Source organism: Streptomyces sp. NPDC003284 (assembly GCF_053589675.1).
In genome coordinates this window covers 1-16,492 of sequence record NZ_JBSFSI010000016.1, presented here as the reverse complement: position 1 = coordinate 16,492, position 16,492 = coordinate 1, and the positions used below count along the sequence as shown (strand labels likewise).

Below are 16,492 nucleotides of genomic sequence, written 5' to 3'. Positions count from 1 at the left end.
GCACCTTCCAGGGATTAAGGCAAGGCTAACCTAACTGACGGCGCCTAACTACCTTCTCGCCAGGCCCTCCAGAGCCGTGCGTAACGGCCGTCCAGAGCGACCAGTTCCTCGTGCGTCCCCTGCTCCACGACCCGTCCCGCGTCCAGCACGGCGATCCGGTCGGCGGCCACCGCCTGGGTCAGCCGGTGCGCCACGAACAGCGCGGTGCGGCCGGAACACGCCGCCAGCACCGCCCGTTCGAGTTCGGCGGCACCCTCGCTGCCCGCCTCCGCCGTCGACTCGTCGAGCACCACCACCGGCGCCCGGCCCAGCACCAGCCGGGCCAGGGCGATCTGGGCGGCCCGGGTGCCGTCCAGCCGCTCGCCGCCTTCGCCGACCGCGGTGTACAGCCCGTCCGGCAGCGCCTCGACCCACTCATGGGCACCGGCGGTACGCAGCGCGTCCGTCAGCTCGGCGTCGCTCGCGCCCGGCGCGGCCAGTCTCAGGTCCTCGGCGAGCGGGCCGGAGAAGACATGTGTCTCCTGGGTCAGGATGCTCACCAGCGCTCGCGCCCCGGCCTCGTCCAGCTCGGCGAGATCGGTCGTCCCGACGCGCACCGACCCGGCCTGCGGGGTGCCGATACCGGCGATGAGCGCGGCCAGTGTCGTCTTGCCCGCGCCCGTCGCGCCGACCAGGGCCAGCGAACCGCCCGCGGGGATCGCCAGGTCGACGTCCCGCAGCACCGGCTGCTCGGCGCCGGGATAGGTGTAGGTCAGCCCCTTGACCGTCACGGAGCACGCGGCGGCATCGTCGGCGGCAGCGGCGGCGGCGGCGGCGGTCGAGTCGCCCACCAGCCGTTCCTCGGTGGGCTCCGCGAGCACCCCGACGAGCCGCGTCAGGCTCGCGCCCGACTTCTGCGCCTCGTCGAAGGTGAACATGATGGCGCCCAGCGGGGTGAACAGGCGGTGGAACACCAGCGGGGCCGCCGCCACCTCGCCGAGGCTGGCGGATCCGGTCTCCAGCAGGGCGTAGCCCACCACCAGGATCAGGACCAGGCCGATGAACTCCGCGCGGTTCTCCCGCCCGACGAACCGGCCGAAGAAGCGGAACACCTCGATGCCGAGGTCGCGCACCCGCCGCGAGTCGGCGTCCACCTTCTCGCGGAACGCCTCCTCCAGACGGTACGCCCGCACCGTCTCGATGCCGTTCAGGCCGCTGATCAGCGACTGCGCGCGGTCCGCCTGGGCGGCCCGCTGGTTCCGGTAGAGCGGGGCGGACCGGGGCAGGTACCAGCGCAGGGCCAGCGCGTAGGCGGGCAGCGCACCGGCGCCCGCCAGGCCGAGCCGCCAGTCGAGGCCGAACATGCCGAGGGTGGCGACGGCCACCAGCACCCCCGCGGAGAACACCGTGGGGACGGCCGCGCGGATGCCCTTGGACAGCACGGCCACGTCGTCGCCGACCCGGGAGAGCACATCGCCGCGGCCCACCTGTTCGATCCGGGCGCTGGGCATGCCCAGCACGGCGCGGACGGCGCCCTCGCGCAACTGCGCGAGCAGGTCGGCGCCGAGCCGTCCGATCAGATAGGTGGAGACGGCGGTGGCCGCCGCGCCGAGCAGCGCGGCGGCCACCATCAGCACTCCGACGGCCATCAGGGCCGAGCGCTCCTTGCCCCCGGTCACCCCGTCGACCACCCGGCCGAGCAGGAGCACCGGAAGCATCTGGAGCGCCGCCCCGGCCACCGTGCTGAACACGGTGCCGGCCGTCAGCCAGGGTGTGCCGCGGCAGTGCGCCGCCACCCACCGGGCCGCCTCACGGCCGGTCGTGGTGCGCAGGACCGCCGGGGCGGCACACGTCTGCGGGGTGCTCACCCCTGGCCGACCGACTTGACGAGCTCGTCGACGGCGTACGGCAGGGAGAGCAGGGTGGCCTGCGACATGGCGGCGCCCACGGCCGGGCCCTCGCTGTCGAGGAGGTAGGACACCTTGCCGTTCTTGACCACCTTCAGGTTGGTGAAGAGGGCGAACTTCTTCAGCGCCTCGGTGTCGGCCTTGTCGTTGATGACGAACACCCGGTCGACGTCGACGAGGTCCATGCGCTCCGGGGAGAGCGTCGTGTAGAACTTGTCGCCCGCGATCTTGTCGATCTCGGTCTGGCCCTTGAAGCCCATGCCCGCCAGGAGCTGTCCGCGGACGTCGGTGGTGGTGAAGGGGGCGACCGCGTCCTTGTACCAGGACAGCGCGACGGCCTTCTGGCCGGCGAACTCCGGGTGGGCCTTCTTGACCGCGGCGAGCTGGTCGCGGATGCCCTGGACCAGCTTCTTGCCCTCGTCGGCCTTGCCGAGGGCCGTGGCGATCTGGAGGGCGTTGTCCTGCCAGGGGGCGCTGAAGGGCTCCTTCTCGGCCTTGGTGCGGCCCACCGTCGGAGCGATCTTGGAGAGCTTGGCGTACGCGCTCTGGTCGATCTCGGAGTAGACGGCGATGATCAGGTCCGGCCGGAGGGCGGCGATCTTCTCGTAGTTGGGACCGGAGTCGCCGTTGCTCATGATGACCGTGGGCCGGGCGTCGCCCCACTTGTCCTTCACCCACGGCCACTGGGTGTTGATGTCGGGGCTCTTGCCCGCCGGGTTCGGGTACTGGTCGACCATGCCGACCGGCTTGACGCCGAGGGCGAGGACGTCCTGGTCGTCCGTGTAGCCCACGGTCACGACCCGCTGGGGGGCCTTGGTGATCGTGGTGGATCCGAACGCGTGCTCCACGGTGACCGGGAAGGCGCCGGACGACGCCGAGGCACCGGCACCGGCGCTGTCGTCCTTGTCGTCCGACGAACCGGAGCCGCAGCCCGCGAGGAGACCCGCGCCGAGGGCCACGGCGGACACGGTCGCCGCCAGCCGCCGCCAGGACTTCATACGTGCCGTTCGATCGAGGAGCATCCGGTATCCCTTGCTTTCGTGCTGTCCGCTGCGGCCCGTGCGGGCAGGCACACCTTACCCGCGATGAGTAAGGCAAACCTAGCCTAAGTCGCGGGAGTTGCCTTCCGGCTGCCCGGATCCCGGACATGGGTCCGGCCGATGGGCACGATGAGCGGCCGCTCCCCCACCGGATCGACCATCACCTCGGCGCGCAGGCCGAACGCCTCGTGCAGCAGCTCGGGGGTCACCACGTCGCGCGGGTGGCCCTGCGCGAGCACCGAACCCGCCTTCATCACCACGAGGTTGTCGCTGTAGCGCGCGGCCAGGTTGAGGTCGTGCAGCACCATGACCACCGTGCATCCCGACTCGTGCAGGTCGTCGACGAGGTCCAGCACATCGATGGCGTGCGCCAGGTCCAGATAGGTGGTGGGCTCGTCGAGCAGCAGCAGATCGGTGCCCTGGGCAAGGGTCATCGAGATCCAGACGCGCTGCCGCTGGCCGCCCGAGAGCGCGTCGACCGGCCGGCCGGCCAGATCGGACACCCCGGTCATGGCGAGCGCGCGCTCCACCACCGAGGCGTCGTCGGAGGACCACTGGCGCAGCCAGCTCTGGTGCGGATGGCGGCCCCGGGCCACCAGGTCGGCCACGGTCAGGCCCTCCGGGGCGACCGGCGACTGCGGCAGCAGACCGAGTTTCTTCGCCACGTCCCTGGTCCTCAGCTCCGCGATGTCCGCGCCGTCCAGCACGACCGAGCCCCGGGTCGGCTTCAGCAGCCGGGACAGGGTCCGCAACAGGGTGGACTTCCCGCAGCCGTTGGGGCCGATGATGGTGGTGACCACGCCCGGCGGGATCGCCACGTCCAGCGCGTCGATGACGGTCCGGTCGCCGTAGCCGACCGTGACGCCCCGGGCCGCCAGCCGCGGGACGTCCTGTGTCACGGAACCGGTCTCGGTGGTGTATTGAGCGACCACGGCCTCCCCCTCAAGTTTAGGCTTGCCTAACTTTCTATCACCTAGCGGCGGTTGGCCCGCACCAGGAGGTAGACGAGGAAGGGGCCGCCGATCGCGGCGGTGACCACGCCGACCGGCAGGGAGACCGGCAGCGCGGTGCGCGCGACGAGGTCGGCGCCGGTCAGCAGCACCGCTCCCACCATGGCGGACGCCGTCATCGGCGGTGTCGGGGACTTCGTCAGGCGCAGGGCCACCTGCGGCGCCACCAGCGCGACGAACGGCACCGGTCCCGCCGCGCTCACCGCGAACCCGGCCAGCAGCACCGCGCACAGCATCAGGACGGCCCGCACCAGGCGGTGGCGGACGCCGAGCCCGGCGGCCACGTCGTCGCCGAAGTGCAGCGGTTTGAACTGGAAGGCGGCGCACGTCACGACGGCCAGGACGGCGAGCGTGCCCCACAGCGCCAGCCGGACCTGGTCCCAGGAGCGGTCGTCCAGCGAGCCGACCAGCCACGCCTGGGCCCGCGCCACGTCCCGGATGTCGGCGGTGGCCAGCAGCCAGGTGGTGAGCGCCTCCGTCACGGCGCTCACCGAGATGCCGATGAGGATGAGCCGGAAGCCGTCCATCCCGCGGCGCCACGCCATGAAGTACACCAGCAGTCCCGCGCCGAGACCGCCGGCCAGCGCCGCGGCCGGCAGGCCGACCGAGGTGACGACCGCCGTCGTGGCCCCGCCCGAGACCGTCACCAGGAACACCGAGACCGCGCCGGCGCCCCCGGTGATCCCCAGCACGTCCGGACTGGCCAGCGGATTGCGGGCGATGGACTGGGTGATCGCCCCGGACACGCCCAGCGCGACGCCCACCACGAGACCGGCCAGGGCCCGCGGCATGCGCAGGTCCATGATGACGAACCGGTCCACCTGCTCGCCCCGCCCGAACAGCGTGGCGATCACCTGGCCGAGGCTCAGGGGGAAGTCCCCCACGGCGATGGACAGGCAGAACACCAGGAAGGCCGCCGCCGCCAGCACCAGCGTGACCAGCGCGACCCTGGGCCGCCACACGAAGGACACGGAGCCGATGCGCACACCTGGCGCCACCGAGGACTTCACCACTGTCGTGTTCATGCGTTCTTGAACTTTCCCCGCCACACCAGGACCGCGAAGAACGGCGCGCCGAGGAGGGCGACGAGGACTCCCGCCTCCAGTTCCCCCGGACGCACCACCAGGCGGCCCACGATGTCGCAGACCAGCAGGACGACCGCGCCGAGCAGACCCGCGTACGGCACCAGCCAGCGGTAGTCGGGACCGGCCAGATAACGGGCCACGTGCGCCACCATCAGCCCGAGGAAGGCGATGGGACCGCACGCCGCCGTGGCCGCGCCCGCGAGCAGGGTGATGGCGACGATGCCGACCGTCCGGATCAGCGTGATGTTCACACCCAGTCCCCGTGCCACGTCGTCACCCAGGTTGAGCAGGTTGACGGAGGGCAGGGTGGCGAGGACCAGCACCAGCCCGGCCACGATGAAGGCCGTCATCGGCCAGATGACGTCGAACCCGACGCCGGCCACCGAGCCCGCGTTCCAGAAGCGCAGCGCGTTCATCGCCGCCTTGTCCGACAGCGCCACCGCCGTCGTCATCGCCGCGAGGAAGACGGTGACACCCTGTCCGGCCAGCGCGAGCGTCAGCGGGTTGCCCGCGCCCCGGCCGATGCTGGAGAGACCGAAGACGACGACACCGGCGATCGCGGCACCCAGGAAGGCGAACCACACGTACTGGAAGGGGTTGGTGAGCCCGAGCAGGGAGATCGCCGACACGACGGCGAACGAGGCGCCGGTGTTCACCCCCAGCAGGCCGGTGTCCGCGATGGGGTTGCGCGTGTATCCCTGGATCAGCGCCCCGCTGGTGCCCAGCGCGATCCCGGCCACGATCGCGAGCACCGTACGGGGCACCCGTACGGTCCGCACGATGAGCCGGATCTCGGTGGCCCTCTGGTCGGGGTCCGGCGCGCCGAACAGTCCGTGCCACACCTCGGCCGGACTCAACGCCCGCGCGCCGACGGCCAGGGAGAGCACCGCGGCGACCACGAGGATCCCGACGATGATGCCCAGGCCCGCGATCCGCCGCCGCCGGGCCCCCGCGACCACCCGCGAGGGCGCGGGACGTTCCACTGTAGTCGTGCCCATGTCGACGAAGGTTATCCCTTGCCTCGGGCCCGGCCGCCGGGGTGCCGGGGTGCTCCGCACCGGCCGGGGGGCCGGCCGCCGGGACGCGGGCGGGTGACAAGGGGCACCGACGTTCCTTTCTGCTGTGCCGCGGATCTGCTGGGTGCCGCGGACCGGCTAGCCGGCCGGCTGGTGGATCTGGCCGCCGGCTCCCCCGGCGACGGGCCGGATGGCGTCGGGCGCGGCCTTGAGGCCGTGGTCGAGGATCGAGTCCAGGATCTCGCCGACGCGTACGGCGGTGTTGGACAGCAGGGAGGAGGTGATGCCGTGCGTGTGCTCGGTGCCGCCCTGGAGGTAGATGCCGCAGGCCAGTTCGGGATCGGTCGCCACCCGGTAGTCCCGTTCGACGCGGACGCGGCCCTGGTCGTCGCGGAGGCAGCGGTCCGCCACCTCGCCGAGCAGGCCCAGGCCGTCGGCCTCCAGGTACCCGGTGGCACACACCACGACATCGGCGTCCAGCCGGGTCTCCTCGCCGGTGACGAGGGACCTGACGGTGACCCGGACACCGTCGGGCGTCCGCGCCACGTCCGTCAGCCGCGAGACGTTCAGGAAGCGCAGCCGCTCGGTGCCGAGCACCCGCTCCTGGTACGCCTGCCGGTACAGGTCGTCGATGAGGTCGATGTCCACCACGGAGTAGTTGGTGTTGCCGTGGTAGTCCATCAGCCGGCGCTTGACGTCCTCCGGCGCCGCGAAGTACTGGTCGACCGCCTCGGGGTCGAAGATGCGGTTGGCGAAGCTGCTGTCGTCCGCCGGGCTGTAGCCGTAGCGGGAGAAGACCGCGCAGACCTCGGCGCGGGGGAAGCGGCGGTGCAGATAGGCGACGTTCTCGGCGGCGCTCTGGCCGGCGCCCACGACGACGAAGCGGGTCGGCTCGGTGCCCGTCAGGCCGTCCACCTTGGCCAGCAGGTCGGAGTTGTGCCAGATGCGGTCGCCGCGCTCGATGCCCTCGGGCATGAGCGGGCGCAGTCCGGTGCCGAGGACGAGGTTGCGGGCGCGGTGGACGACGACGTCGTCGCCGGACCGGGCGGTCACGTCGAAGTACTCCACCACGCCGTCGCGCACCACGGGGTCGACGGCGACGACCCGGTGCCCGTAGGAGACCATGTCGTCGACCTTCGCCGCGGCCCACTCGAAGTAGTCGTGGAACTCGACCCGGAGCGGGAAGAGGTTCTTGTGGTTGACGAAGTCGATCAGACGGCCCTTGTCCTGGAGATAGCACAGGAAGCTGTACTCGCTCGCCGGGTTCCGGAGCGTCACCAGGTCCTTCAGGAAGGACACCTGCATCGTCGCGTCGTCGATCAGCATGCCGCGGTGCCAGCCGAAGCCGGTCTGCTGTTCGAAGAAGTGAGCGGTGACCGTCTCGTGTCTTCCGACGCGCGCGTTGTGCTCGCTCAGCGCGATCGCCATGGCGACGTTCGACGGCCCGAAGCCGACACCGATCAGATCGTGGATCAGTGGAGCGTCGCCAGGAAGAGCCTGTGACATGTCACTCCCATTCGTGCGGGACAGCCGCCTGCGGGCGTCCTGTCGGGGTGGGGAAGCCGGAAGACCGGAGGAAGTCCGGTACCGATGCGGGGATGTGCGGATACGGGGGTTGCGGGGACGGGGCGGTACGGGTTCCAGGCACGCCGAGGACCGACGGCCGAACGGAACTTAGGTAAAGCTAACCTCATCGCCCGACGCTGTCGACCAGACAAAGCGGACGACCTGTCCGGCCGCCCGCCAACCGCACCCGGAAACATGGCTGTTGCAACGTTAGGTAAGGCTTGCTTTACTCACCTCTGGTGATATCGCTCTCCCCGAGGAGGAACCCCTGATGCGGGTCGTCATGTTCGGCTATCAGACCTGGGGCCATCGCACCCTGAAAGCGCTCCTGGACTCCGAACACGACGTCGTGATGGTCGTGACCCACCCCAGGAGCGAGCACGCCTACGAGAAGATCTGGAGCGACTCGGTCGCCGAACTCGCCGAGGAGCACGGCGTCCCGGTGGTCATCCGCAACCGCCCCGACGACGACGAGCTGTTCCAGCGGCTCAAGGAGGCCGACCCGGACATCATCGTCGCCAACAACTGGCGGACCTGGATCCCGCCGCGCGTCTACGCCCTGCCGCCGCACGGCACCCTCAACGTGCACGACTCGCTGCTGCCCAAGTACGCCGGATTCTCCCCGCTGATCTGGGCGCTCATCAACGGCGAGTCCGAAGTGGGCGTCACCGCGCACCTGATGGACGAGGTGCTCGACGCGGGTGACATCGTCCTCCAGCGCGCGGTCGCCGTCGGCCCGAAGGACACGGCCACCGACCTGTTCCACAAGACGGTCGACCTGATCGCCCCGGTCACGATCGGCGCCCTCGACCGGATCGCCTCCGGTGAGACCGAGTTCACCCGGCAGGACCGGTCGCAGGCCAGCTTCTTCCACAAGCGGGCCGAGGAGGACATCCGCATCGACTGGGGCTGGCCCGCCGAGGACCTGGAGCGCCTGGTCCGCGCCCAGTCCGCCCCCTACCCGGCCGCCTTCACCTTCCACCGGGGCAGGCGCCTGGAGATCCTCGCCGCCGTCGTGTCCGAGGGCCGCTACGGGGGCACCCCGGGCCGCGTCTTCTACCGCGAGGGCGACGGCGTGGTCATCGTCGCCGGTGCCGACGCCCGCACGGGCCGCAACCACGGCCTGGCCGTCACCCGCGTCCGGACCGAGGACGGCCGCGAGCTGCCCGCGACGGAGTACTTCCGGTCCATGGGCGGCTATCTCACCGACCGCCCCTGACCCGGCCGGCACACCTCTCCCCCGCCCGAGCGCCGCTGCGGCACACCGGTACGTCCCGATCGGATGACGCTCCGGGTCCGGTGCGCGGCCGGGCGCCCTGCCGTCCCGGGGGCCGCGGCCGTCCGCGGCCCGCGCCCGGACCTCCGGCGGCCGTCGCCGGTCCCCGGCGCGCCTAGGATGGCGAGGGTGATGGCAAGAACCAGTGACATCGAGAAGGCGGCCGGTGTGCTGCGCGACGGAGGGCTCGTGGCCCTGCCCACGGAGACCGTGTACGGCCTGGGGGCCGATGCCGAGAACCCCGCCGCCGTCTCGCGCATCTTCCAGGTCAAGGGCCGTCCGCCCTCGCACCCGCTGATCGTCCACATCGGCGGCGCGGAGCACCTGGACGACTGGGTCCAGGAGGTGCCCGAGACGGCGCGCCTGCTGGCCGGGGCCTTCTGGCCGGGGCCGCTGACGCTGGTGCTGCGGCGCGGCGCCCGTGTGCCCCTCGAAGCGACGGGCGGCCTGGAGACGGTGGCCGTGCGGGTGCCGGACCACCCCGTCGCGCTCGCGCTGCTGTCGGCCTTCGGCGGCGGGGTCACGGCACCGTCCGCCAACCGCTTCGGCTCGGTCAGCCCCACCACCGCCGACCATGTCCGTGCGGAGCTGGGCGACACGGTCGACTTCGTGCTGGACGGCGGCACGTGTGAGGTCGGTGTCGAGTCGACCATCGTCGACGTCACGGGCGATGTCCCGAGCATCCTCCGGCCCGGCGGGGTGACCCGCGAGGATCTCGAGGCGGTGCTGGGCCACCCGCTCGCGGTCCCCTCGACCAGCGCCGTCCGGGTGCCGGGCCAGCATCCGTCGCACTACGCGCCGCGGGCCCGGGTCGTCCTCGTCGAGCCCGAGGAGGTCGTCGCCGAGGCGCGGCTCGCGCGGGAGCGCGGGCACCGGGTGGGTGTCTTCCTCCCGCCCGCCCTCGCCGGTACCGCCGTCGAGGCGCACGCCGTGGTCGCGGTCCCCGCCTCGACGGCCGCCTACGCGCGCGGTCTGTACGGGTTCCTGCGCGAGCTCGACCGGCAGGAGTGCGATCTCATCGTCGCCTCCCTTCCGGCCGAGGAGGGGCTCGGCCTGGCGATCGCCAACCGGCTCCGCCGCGCCGCGGGCCCCCGCTCCACCGCCTGACCTGCACGGACACCGCGCCCGCACCCCTCCCCGGGGTGCGGGCGCGACCGGTCCTGTCCGGTGCGTCGCGCCGAGGGCGCTGCCGAGCCGGCGCAGCGTGTTCAGGAGCGCCGGGCCCGCTCCGGTGCGGTCTGCCGTCCGGGAGCGGTCAGCCGCCGTCCTGGACCAGGAGTGCGGCGATCTCGGCCGAAGGCCGGGCGGTGTGCAGGCCGATCAGGTCGGCGAGCAGGTCGTCCAGGGGCGGCCAGGGCATGTCTCCGTGGTCGTTGTAGAGGCTGATCAGACCGTGCATCGCGGTCCAGAGCAGGAGCCCGGCCTGCCACCGGCGTTCCGCGTCGGGGCTCGCGTCGGTGCCGGTGACGGCCGCCAGGGAGGCGACGACGGACTCCAGCAGTTCGGCACCGGCGCCGTGGGCGGATCCGGGGACGAGGTCGGCCGGCATCCGCCCGCCGAAGAGAGTCCGGTAGTGGCCGGGCTGCTCGACACCCCAGCGCACATACACGGCGCACCGGGCGACGAGGTCCGCCAGCGGGTCCGGCGCGGACCGCGCGGCCTGGTGCATGAGACCGGCCAGTTCGTCGTAGCGCAGCCGCAGCACGTGCTCGACCAGCGCGCCCAGGTCCGGGAAGTGGCCGTAGATGCTGGCGGGTGCGATCCCGACCTCCCGCGCGACCTGCCGCAGGGTCAGCGTCTCCGGCTGGTCGAGGGTGGCCAGGAGCTTCGCCGCGGCCTCCACCAGCTGGGCCCTGAGCACCTGCCCCTGCCCGCGCGGATTACGGCGGCGCCGGGTGGTGGCGGGTTCCTCGTCAGTCGACACGTTCCCCCTTCCGACCAGCGTGGACCGTTGACCAACAGGTGTTCATGCTACAGCCACGAGGCGCCTTGACAGCCATTACCAACAGCCGTTTACTTACGACACCAACGGTTGTTCAGTTAAGAGGCGGATCATCATGCGCATCGCGGTACTCGGCGCGTCGGGCAGGGTCGGCGGCCTGCTCACCACCCAGGCCCTGGAGCGGGGGCACGAGGTCGTCGCCCTCGTCCGCGACCCGGAGCGGGCCGCTCTGCCGCCGGGGCGGCACATCGACGTACGGCGGGCGGACGTCTTCTCCCCAGACACCTTCCCCGGCCTGGACGACGTCGACGCGGCCGTCTCGGCCATCGGCATCGGGAAGAAGGACGGTCCGGGCGCCCTGGTCGCCGGGGCGGGACTGCTCGCCGCGGCGCGCGTCCGCACGGTGTGGCTCGGCGCGCTGGGGTCCGGCGTGTCGATCGGTGCGGGCGGGCGCCTCTACCAGGCGGTGATGCGGCTGGCGGTCGGCGGGGAACTGGCCGAGAAGGCCGAGGCCGACCGGATCGCCCTGGGCGCGGGCGCCACCGTGTTCCACGCACCGGATCTGACCGGCGGGCCCCTCGGTCCCGGGCGCCGCGTCGTACGGCTCGCGGAGCTGCGTCGGCCCCTGCTGCCGCCGAGGATGTCCCGCGCCTCCGTGGCCGCGCTGATGCTGGACGAGGCGGAGAAGGCCGCGTACCGCGGTGAGGTCGTCGTACCGCTCGGCTGACCGGCGGCGGGTAGGGTGCCCGCCGGTTCCCCGTCCCGCAGCGAGTGCGCCACGGGGAACCACGTCCCGACCTGACCTGACCCGACCCAGTCCGGACCGGACCGGACCGGTCCGGGGCTCGGGTTCAGTCGGCGAGCAGGTGGGCGCGGCCGAACAGAGCGGCGGCGGCCCGTGCGGTGGGGGTGCCGGAGTCGAGGTCGGCACCCGCCTGCCTGAGGACCCCCACCACGTCGTCGGCGCCTTTGAACAGGGCACCGGCGAGAGGTGTCTGGTCGCGGACGGTGCGCAGGTCGGGGTCGGCGCCGAGCCGGATCAGCGCGCGGACGGTGTCGGCGTGGCCGTGGTAGGCGGCGAGCATCAGGAGGGTGTTGCCGGACGGGTCGCCGATGTCCACCGGCAGCCCGTGCTCCACGAACTCCGCCAGTTCCCCGGTGCGGCCCTCCCGCGCCAGGTCCAGGGCCAGGTCGACGACGCGACGCGTCTGTTCGGGGGTCACAACCCGCCTCCGCTCATGCGCGGCTCCTCCTGGTCCGGCCGTACGGGCGATGCCGCCCGTACAAGTGATCGTGGTCGTACGGGGCGGCCGCGCGGGCACGGCAACGGGTCCGGCCCGGCGGGGACGGGCCGCGCCCGCGCCGGGCCGGGCGGGGCTCAGCGGTCGCCCGCGGCCAGGGCCTCGATCGCCTTGCGGACGCCCTCGCCGTAGGCGGGGTCGGCCTTGGTGCAGTGGGCGATGTGCCGTTCGACGGTCCGCCGCGAGGCGCCGTCGATCGCCCGCGCGGTGTTCTCGAAGAGCGCCTGCCGCTGCTCGGGGCTCATCAGCCGGAACAGGTCGCCGGGCTGCTCGAAGTAGTTGTCGTCGTCCTCGCGGAAGTCGAACCGGTCGGCGAAGGCGCCCACGGCCTGCCGCGGCTCGCGGTACGCGGGCTGCTCCTGCCAGCGGCCGTAGGAGTTGGGCTCGATGCCGGGGGTGGCGCCCTGGTTGCCGTCCACGCGCATGCCGCCGTCGCGGTGGTAGGAGTTCACCGGGTTCCTGGGGGCGTTGACCGGGATTTGGTGGTGGTTCACACCGAGGCGGTAGCGCTGGGCGTCACCGTAGGAGAAGAGCCGGCCCTGGAGCATGCGGTCCGGGGAGAAACCGATGCCCGGGACCACGTTGGCCGGGGTGAACGCGGCCTGTTCGACGTCCGCGAAGTAGTTCTCGGGGTTGCGGTCGAGCTGCCACTCACCGACCTCGATGAGCGGGTAGTCCCGCTTCGACCAGACCTTGGTGAGGTCGAAGGGGTGGAAGCGGTAGTGCTCGGCCTCCGCCTCCGGCATGACCTGGACGAAGAGCTTCCACTTCGGGAAGTCGCCCCGCTCGATGGCGTCGAACAGGTCGCGCTGGTGGGACTCCCGGTCCTTGCCGATCAGGGCCTCGGCCTCGGCGTCCGTGAGGTTCTCGATGCCCTGCTGGGTGCGGTGGTGGAACTTCACCCAGAACCGCTCGCCGTCGGCGTTGACCAGGCTGTAGGTGTGCGATCCGAAGCCGTGCATGTGCCGGTACGAGGCGGGGATGCCGCGGTCGGACATCACGATCGTGACCTGGTGCAGGGCCTCGGGGAGGCTGGTCCAGAAGTCCCAGTTGTTCTCGGGGTCGCGCAGGTTGGTGCGCGGGTCGCGCTTCACCGCGTGGTTGAGGTCGGGGAACTTCAGCGGGTCGCGGAAGAAGAACACCGGGGTGTTGTTGCCCACCAGGTCCCAGTTGCCCTCGTCCGTGTAGAACTTCAGGGCGAAGCCGCGGATGTCGCGCTCGGCGTCGGCCGCGCCGCGCTCGCCCGCGACGGTCGAGAACCGCGCGAACAACTGCGTCTGCCTGCCGACCTCGGAGAAGATCTTCGCGCTGGTGTACCGCGTGATGTCATGGGTCACGGTGAAGGTGCCGAACGCGCCGGAGCCCTTGGCGTGCATCCGGCGCTCCGGGATGACCTCGCGGTCGAAGTGGGCGAGTTTCTCCAGGAACCACACGTCCTGGAGGAGCATCGGACCGCGCGGGCCGGACGTCAGGGAGTTCTGGTTGTCGGGGACCGGCGCACCGGCGACCGTGGTCAGGGGCCTCTGGTTGTTCTCGGGCACTGCTCGCTCCTCGGTGGAAGTGGTTCTCGGCATGGCGCACGGCCCGGTGGTCCCGGTCGGCCGGGTGCCCGCGTATGTGTGCCCGCGTCTCACATCTGCGCACACCCTATAGCGGACGCCGTCCCTGCCGGACCGGGTTTCCGAAACACATGTCTTCGGCTCGCCCTCAGCATACGTGTGAAGTCGGCCGGGGGACCGTGCGTGACCGGACTTCGGGCGGTACGCCTACGATGCGATCATGAGCGCATGGAGCCGGTCCCTGGACGCGGCGGGAATACGGGAGCCGGGGCTGCACAGCGACTACGGCGCACAGCGGGAACTGGTGGCGCGCTTCCGGCGCAGTGCGTACCTGGCGGCGAGGACGCTGCTGCCCCGGCCGCTGCTGCCGCACGTGGTGGCGGCGACGGCGGTGATGCACCACGGCGACGATCTTCTCGACACCGGTCCCATGCCCCGGCGGGCAGAGGCATGGGCGGAGTTCCGGCGGGACGTGCGCGAGGCGCTGGCGACCGGGCGGAGCACCGATCCCATGATCCGCGCGCTGACGCACACGATCGGCGCCCATCCGCGGCTGCGGGACGTGGTCGAGGCGTATCTGTCCACCGCCGACGCGGAGCTCGACTTCGCCGGGTTCGCCGACGAGGCGGACTACCAGGTCTACCTGGACGCCTACTCGATGCCCGCTTTCCTGCTGGTCGGCATCCTGCTGGCGCCGGAGGGGGACGACGGGCCGTACCGGACCGCCTGCCGGACGCTCATCGACGGCACCCAGCGGCTGGACTTCGTCAACGACCTCGCCGAGGACGCACGGGAGGGGCGGACCGGTGTCCCGGCACGGACGCTGGAGCGCTTCTCCGTCACGGCGCGGGACATCGCCGCCGGCCGGGCCTCGCCGGGCGTCGGCGCACTGGTCCGGCATCAGATCGAGGCGGCCCGAGCGGATCTGCTCACCGCCCGGGAGCTGCCCGCCCTCACCTCGTCCCCGTACAGCGCTCTGATCGTCGCGCTCATCGACATCGAGCTGCTGACGGCGGACGCCGCGCTGGCGCGCGGCACCGGGCTGCTGCGCGGATCGGCGAAGCCGCCCGTGGCGGGGGCGCTGCGGGTCCTGCTGGGCGCCCGCCGCCGGGCCCGCCGACAGCGCTGAGCGGACTCAGCTCCCCTGAGCCTGCCGCGGGATCCGCGCGAGCACGGCGTCGGCCAGCTCGGACGGGGCCGAGCGGCCGTCGAGCAGCACGGTGTCCGGCGGCAGGGCGTCCACCGCGGCCAGGCACGACGCGATCCTGGATCTGCACCAGGCGCGGACCTCCTCGTCCTTGGCGGGATCGTCCGGGGTGAAGCTCCGCCCGTCGATCCGCCCGACGAGGACGTCCTCGGGGACCTGGAGGAAGAAGTGGTGCACCTCGACGCCCGCGTCCTTCAGGCCACCGAGGATCTCGGCGAGATAGGCTGGGTCCACCAGGGTCATCGGCACCAGGACGGGGCGCCCGTACTCCTCCACCAGGCCCACGGCCATGCCGACGACCTGGCGCCGCCACTGCCGCAGATCCTGGAAGTCACCGGTCGGGACCTCCACGATCCGGCGCAGGACGAAGCCCACCAGCTCCGGGTCGAAGACCAGTGCGTCGGGCCGGCGCAGACGCAGCTCCTCGACCAGCGTGGTCTTCCCGCTGCCGAACGCGCCGTTCACCCAGACGATCACAGGCTCTCCCCCACCTCCGGCGGTCCCCTCGGGCGCCCGCCCGTCCGCCCATCCTAGAAGTCCCACCCGTCGCCGTCGGCGGCCGGTTGCGCGGTACGGGTCGCGAACGCGTCGCCCACCATGCAGGCCGCGAGCGTGGTGCCGTCGGCGGGGTCGATCAGCAGGAACGAGCCGGTGCGCCGCGAGTCGGCGTAGGAGTCGAGGGCGAGCGGCTCGGCCGTGCGGATCCGCACCCGGCCGATGTCGTTGGCGACGAGCCGTCCCGGTTCGGGATGCTGGGAGAGGTCGTCGAGGGTGAGCCGCGAGGGGATCTCCGTGACGATCGCCTTGACGGTGCGTGTGGTGTGCTTGAGCAGCACCCGGTGGCCGACGGTCAGCGGGGTGTCCGCGACATGGCAGACGGTCGCCTCGGTCTCCTTGGCGATCCGTGGCGGCCGCGGTCCGGCGGTGAGCATGTCGCCGCGCCCGACGTCGAGTTCGTCCGCGAGCCGCACGCTGAGGGACCGGCCCGCGCGGACGGCGTCCGCCGGCTGTCCGAGGACGTCGAGCGAGGTGATGGTGGTGACGCGGCCGGAGGGCTGCACCGTCACGGTGTCCCCGACCCGGAGCCGGCCGCTCAGCAACTGCCCGGCGTAGTGGCGTTCCCCGCCGTGCCGGATCACCGTCTGCACGGGGAAGCGGGAGGGTCCGCTCGCCGAGGTGTCGCCCAGCCGGACGGTCTCCAGGTGTTCGAGGACGGTGGGTCCGCCGTACCAGTCCATGACCGCGGAGGGCTCCACCACGTTGTCCCCGGCCAGCGCGGAGATCGGGACGGCCGTGACCTCCGGCACGCCCAGCTCCGTCGCGTACGCCGTGAACTCCTTCGCGATGGCCGCGAACACCGGCTCCCGGTAGCCCACCAGGTCCATCTTGTTCACCGCCAGCACCACGTGCGGCACCCGCAGCAGCGCGGCGATCGCGGCATGACGGCGGGTCTGCTCGACGACACCGTTACGGGCATCCACCAGGATCACGGTCAGTTCGGCCGTGGAGGCACCCGTGACCATGTTCCGCGTGTACTGCACATGCCCCGGAGTGTCGGCCAGGATGAACCGGCGCCGGGGCGTGGCGAAGTAGCGGTAGGCGAC

General features: G+C 72.1%; 15 protein-coding genes. 4 read left to right on the top strand and 11 right to left on the bottom strand.

Features of this window, described 5'->3' with window-relative positions; all coding sequences use genetic code 11:
- Positions 1 to 44: 44 nt before the first annotated feature.
- From ACWDYF_RS28010 to ACWDYF_RS27985, 6 genes are all read right to left on the bottom strand, one after another.
- Positions 45 to 1,847: an ABC transporter ATP-binding protein gene (locus tag ACWDYF_RS28010; protein ID WP_389469205.1), complete on the bottom strand. Its 1,803-nt coding sequence runs from the start codon at positions 1,845 to 1,847 to the stop codon at positions 45 to 47.
- The gene (locus tag ACWDYF_RS28005) at positions 1,844 to 2,908 is read right to left on the bottom strand and encodes an iron-siderophore ABC transporter substrate-binding protein (RefSeq protein ID WP_389469202.1); all 1,065 of its coding nucleotides are present in this window, start codon (positions 2,906 to 2,908) and stop codon (positions 1,844 to 1,846) included. Before ACWDYF_RS28005 ends, ACWDYF_RS28010 begins: the two co-directional genes overlap by 4 nt.
- An 83-nt stretch (positions 2,909 to 2,991) precedes the next feature.
- A complete protein-coding gene (locus tag ACWDYF_RS28000; RefSeq protein ID WP_018567750.1) occupies positions 2,992 to 3,858 on the bottom strand; it encodes an ABC transporter ATP-binding protein in 867 nt (288 codons plus the stop codon).
- Positions 3,859 to 3,899: 41 nt separating this feature from the next.
- Positions 3,900 to 4,961: a FecCD family ABC transporter permease gene (locus ACWDYF_RS27995; RefSeq protein ID WP_389469197.1), complete on the bottom strand. Its 1,062-nt coding sequence runs from the start codon at positions 4,959 to 4,961 to the stop codon at positions 3,900 to 3,902.
- Positions 4,958 to 6,019 (bottom strand): FecCD family ABC transporter permease, encoded by a 1,062-nt coding sequence (locus ACWDYF_RS27990; protein WP_381744483.1) that lies wholly within the window; start codon positions 6,017 to 6,019, stop codon positions 4,958 to 4,960. Before ACWDYF_RS27990 ends, ACWDYF_RS27995 begins: the two co-directional genes overlap by 4 nt.
- A gap of 156 nt (positions 6,020 to 6,175) precedes the next feature.
- Positions 6,176 to 7,543, bottom strand: coding sequence for a lysine N(6)-hydroxylase/L-ornithine N(5)-oxygenase family protein (locus tag ACWDYF_RS27985; protein WP_389469193.1), 1,368 nt, complete (start codon positions 7,541 to 7,543; stop codon positions 6,176 to 6,178).
- Positions 7,544 to 7,874: 331 nt separating this feature from the next.
- Here ACWDYF_RS27985 and ACWDYF_RS27980 point away from each other — a divergent pair, with 331 nt between their 5' ends.
- Positions 7,875 to 8,822: a methionyl-tRNA formyltransferase gene (locus tag ACWDYF_RS27980; RefSeq protein WP_381744481.1), complete on the top strand. Its 948-nt coding sequence runs from the start codon at positions 7,875 to 7,877 to the stop codon at positions 8,820 to 8,822.
- A 189-nt stretch (positions 8,823 to 9,011) separates the two neighbouring features.
- Positions 9,012 to 9,986, top strand: coding sequence for an L-threonylcarbamoyladenylate synthase (locus tag ACWDYF_RS27975; RefSeq protein WP_389469190.1), 975 nt, complete (start codon positions 9,012 to 9,014; stop codon positions 9,984 to 9,986).
- Positions 9,987 to 10,134: 148 nt separating this feature from the next.
- Here the strand turns inward: ACWDYF_RS27975 and ACWDYF_RS27970 are convergent, their stop codons facing one another.
- Positions 10,135 to 10,803 (bottom strand): TetR/AcrR family transcriptional regulator, encoded by a 669-nt coding sequence (locus ACWDYF_RS27970; protein ID WP_389469188.1) that lies wholly within the window; start codon positions 10,801 to 10,803, stop codon positions 10,135 to 10,137.
- Between the two features lie 133 nt (positions 10,804 to 10,936).
- Here ACWDYF_RS27970 and ACWDYF_RS27965 point away from each other — a divergent pair, with 133 nt between their 5' ends.
- Positions 10,937 to 11,548 carry an NAD(P)-dependent oxidoreductase gene (locus ACWDYF_RS27965; RefSeq protein WP_389469185.1) on the top strand — a complete coding sequence of 204 codons (612 nt, stop codon included), beginning with the start codon at positions 10,937 to 10,939 and terminating at the stop codon, positions 11,546 to 11,548.
- Positions 11,549 to 11,672: 124 nt separating this feature from the next.
- Here ACWDYF_RS27965 and ACWDYF_RS27960 read toward each other — a convergent pair whose 3' ends face one another.
- Both ACWDYF_RS27960 and ACWDYF_RS27955 read right to left on the bottom strand, forming a co-directional pair.
- The gene (locus ACWDYF_RS27960; protein WP_389469182.1) at positions 11,673 to 12,044 is read right to left on the bottom strand and encodes an ankyrin repeat domain-containing protein; all 372 of its coding nucleotides are present in this window, start codon (positions 12,042 to 12,044) and stop codon (positions 11,673 to 11,675) included.
- Between the two features lie 155 nt (positions 12,045 to 12,199).
- Entirely contained in the window at positions 12,200 to 13,696 is a 1,497-nt protein-coding gene (locus ACWDYF_RS27955) for a catalase (RefSeq protein WP_381744476.1), read from the bottom strand.
- A 205-nt stretch (positions 13,697 to 13,901) separates the two neighbouring features.
- Here ACWDYF_RS27955 and ACWDYF_RS27950 point away from each other — a divergent pair, with 205 nt between their 5' ends.
- A complete protein-coding gene (locus ACWDYF_RS27950) occupies positions 13,902 to 14,810 on the top strand; it encodes a phytoene/squalene synthase family protein (protein WP_389469178.1) in 909 nt (302 codons plus the stop codon).
- Positions 14,811 to 14,816: 6 nt separating this feature from the next.
- Here the strand turns inward: ACWDYF_RS27950 and ACWDYF_RS27945 are convergent, their stop codons facing one another.
- Both ACWDYF_RS27945 and ACWDYF_RS27940 read right to left on the bottom strand, forming a co-directional pair.
- Positions 14,817 to 15,365, bottom strand: a complete 549-nt coding sequence (locus tag ACWDYF_RS27945; protein WP_389469175.1) for an AAA family ATPase — start codon at positions 15,363 to 15,365, stop codon at positions 14,817 to 14,819.
- A gap of 53 nt (positions 15,366 to 15,418) precedes the next feature.
- Positions 15,419 to 16,492: sulfate adenylyltransferase subunit 1 (locus tag ACWDYF_RS27940; protein WP_389469173.1), on the bottom strand; the 1,074-nt coding region annotated here is incomplete at its 5' end.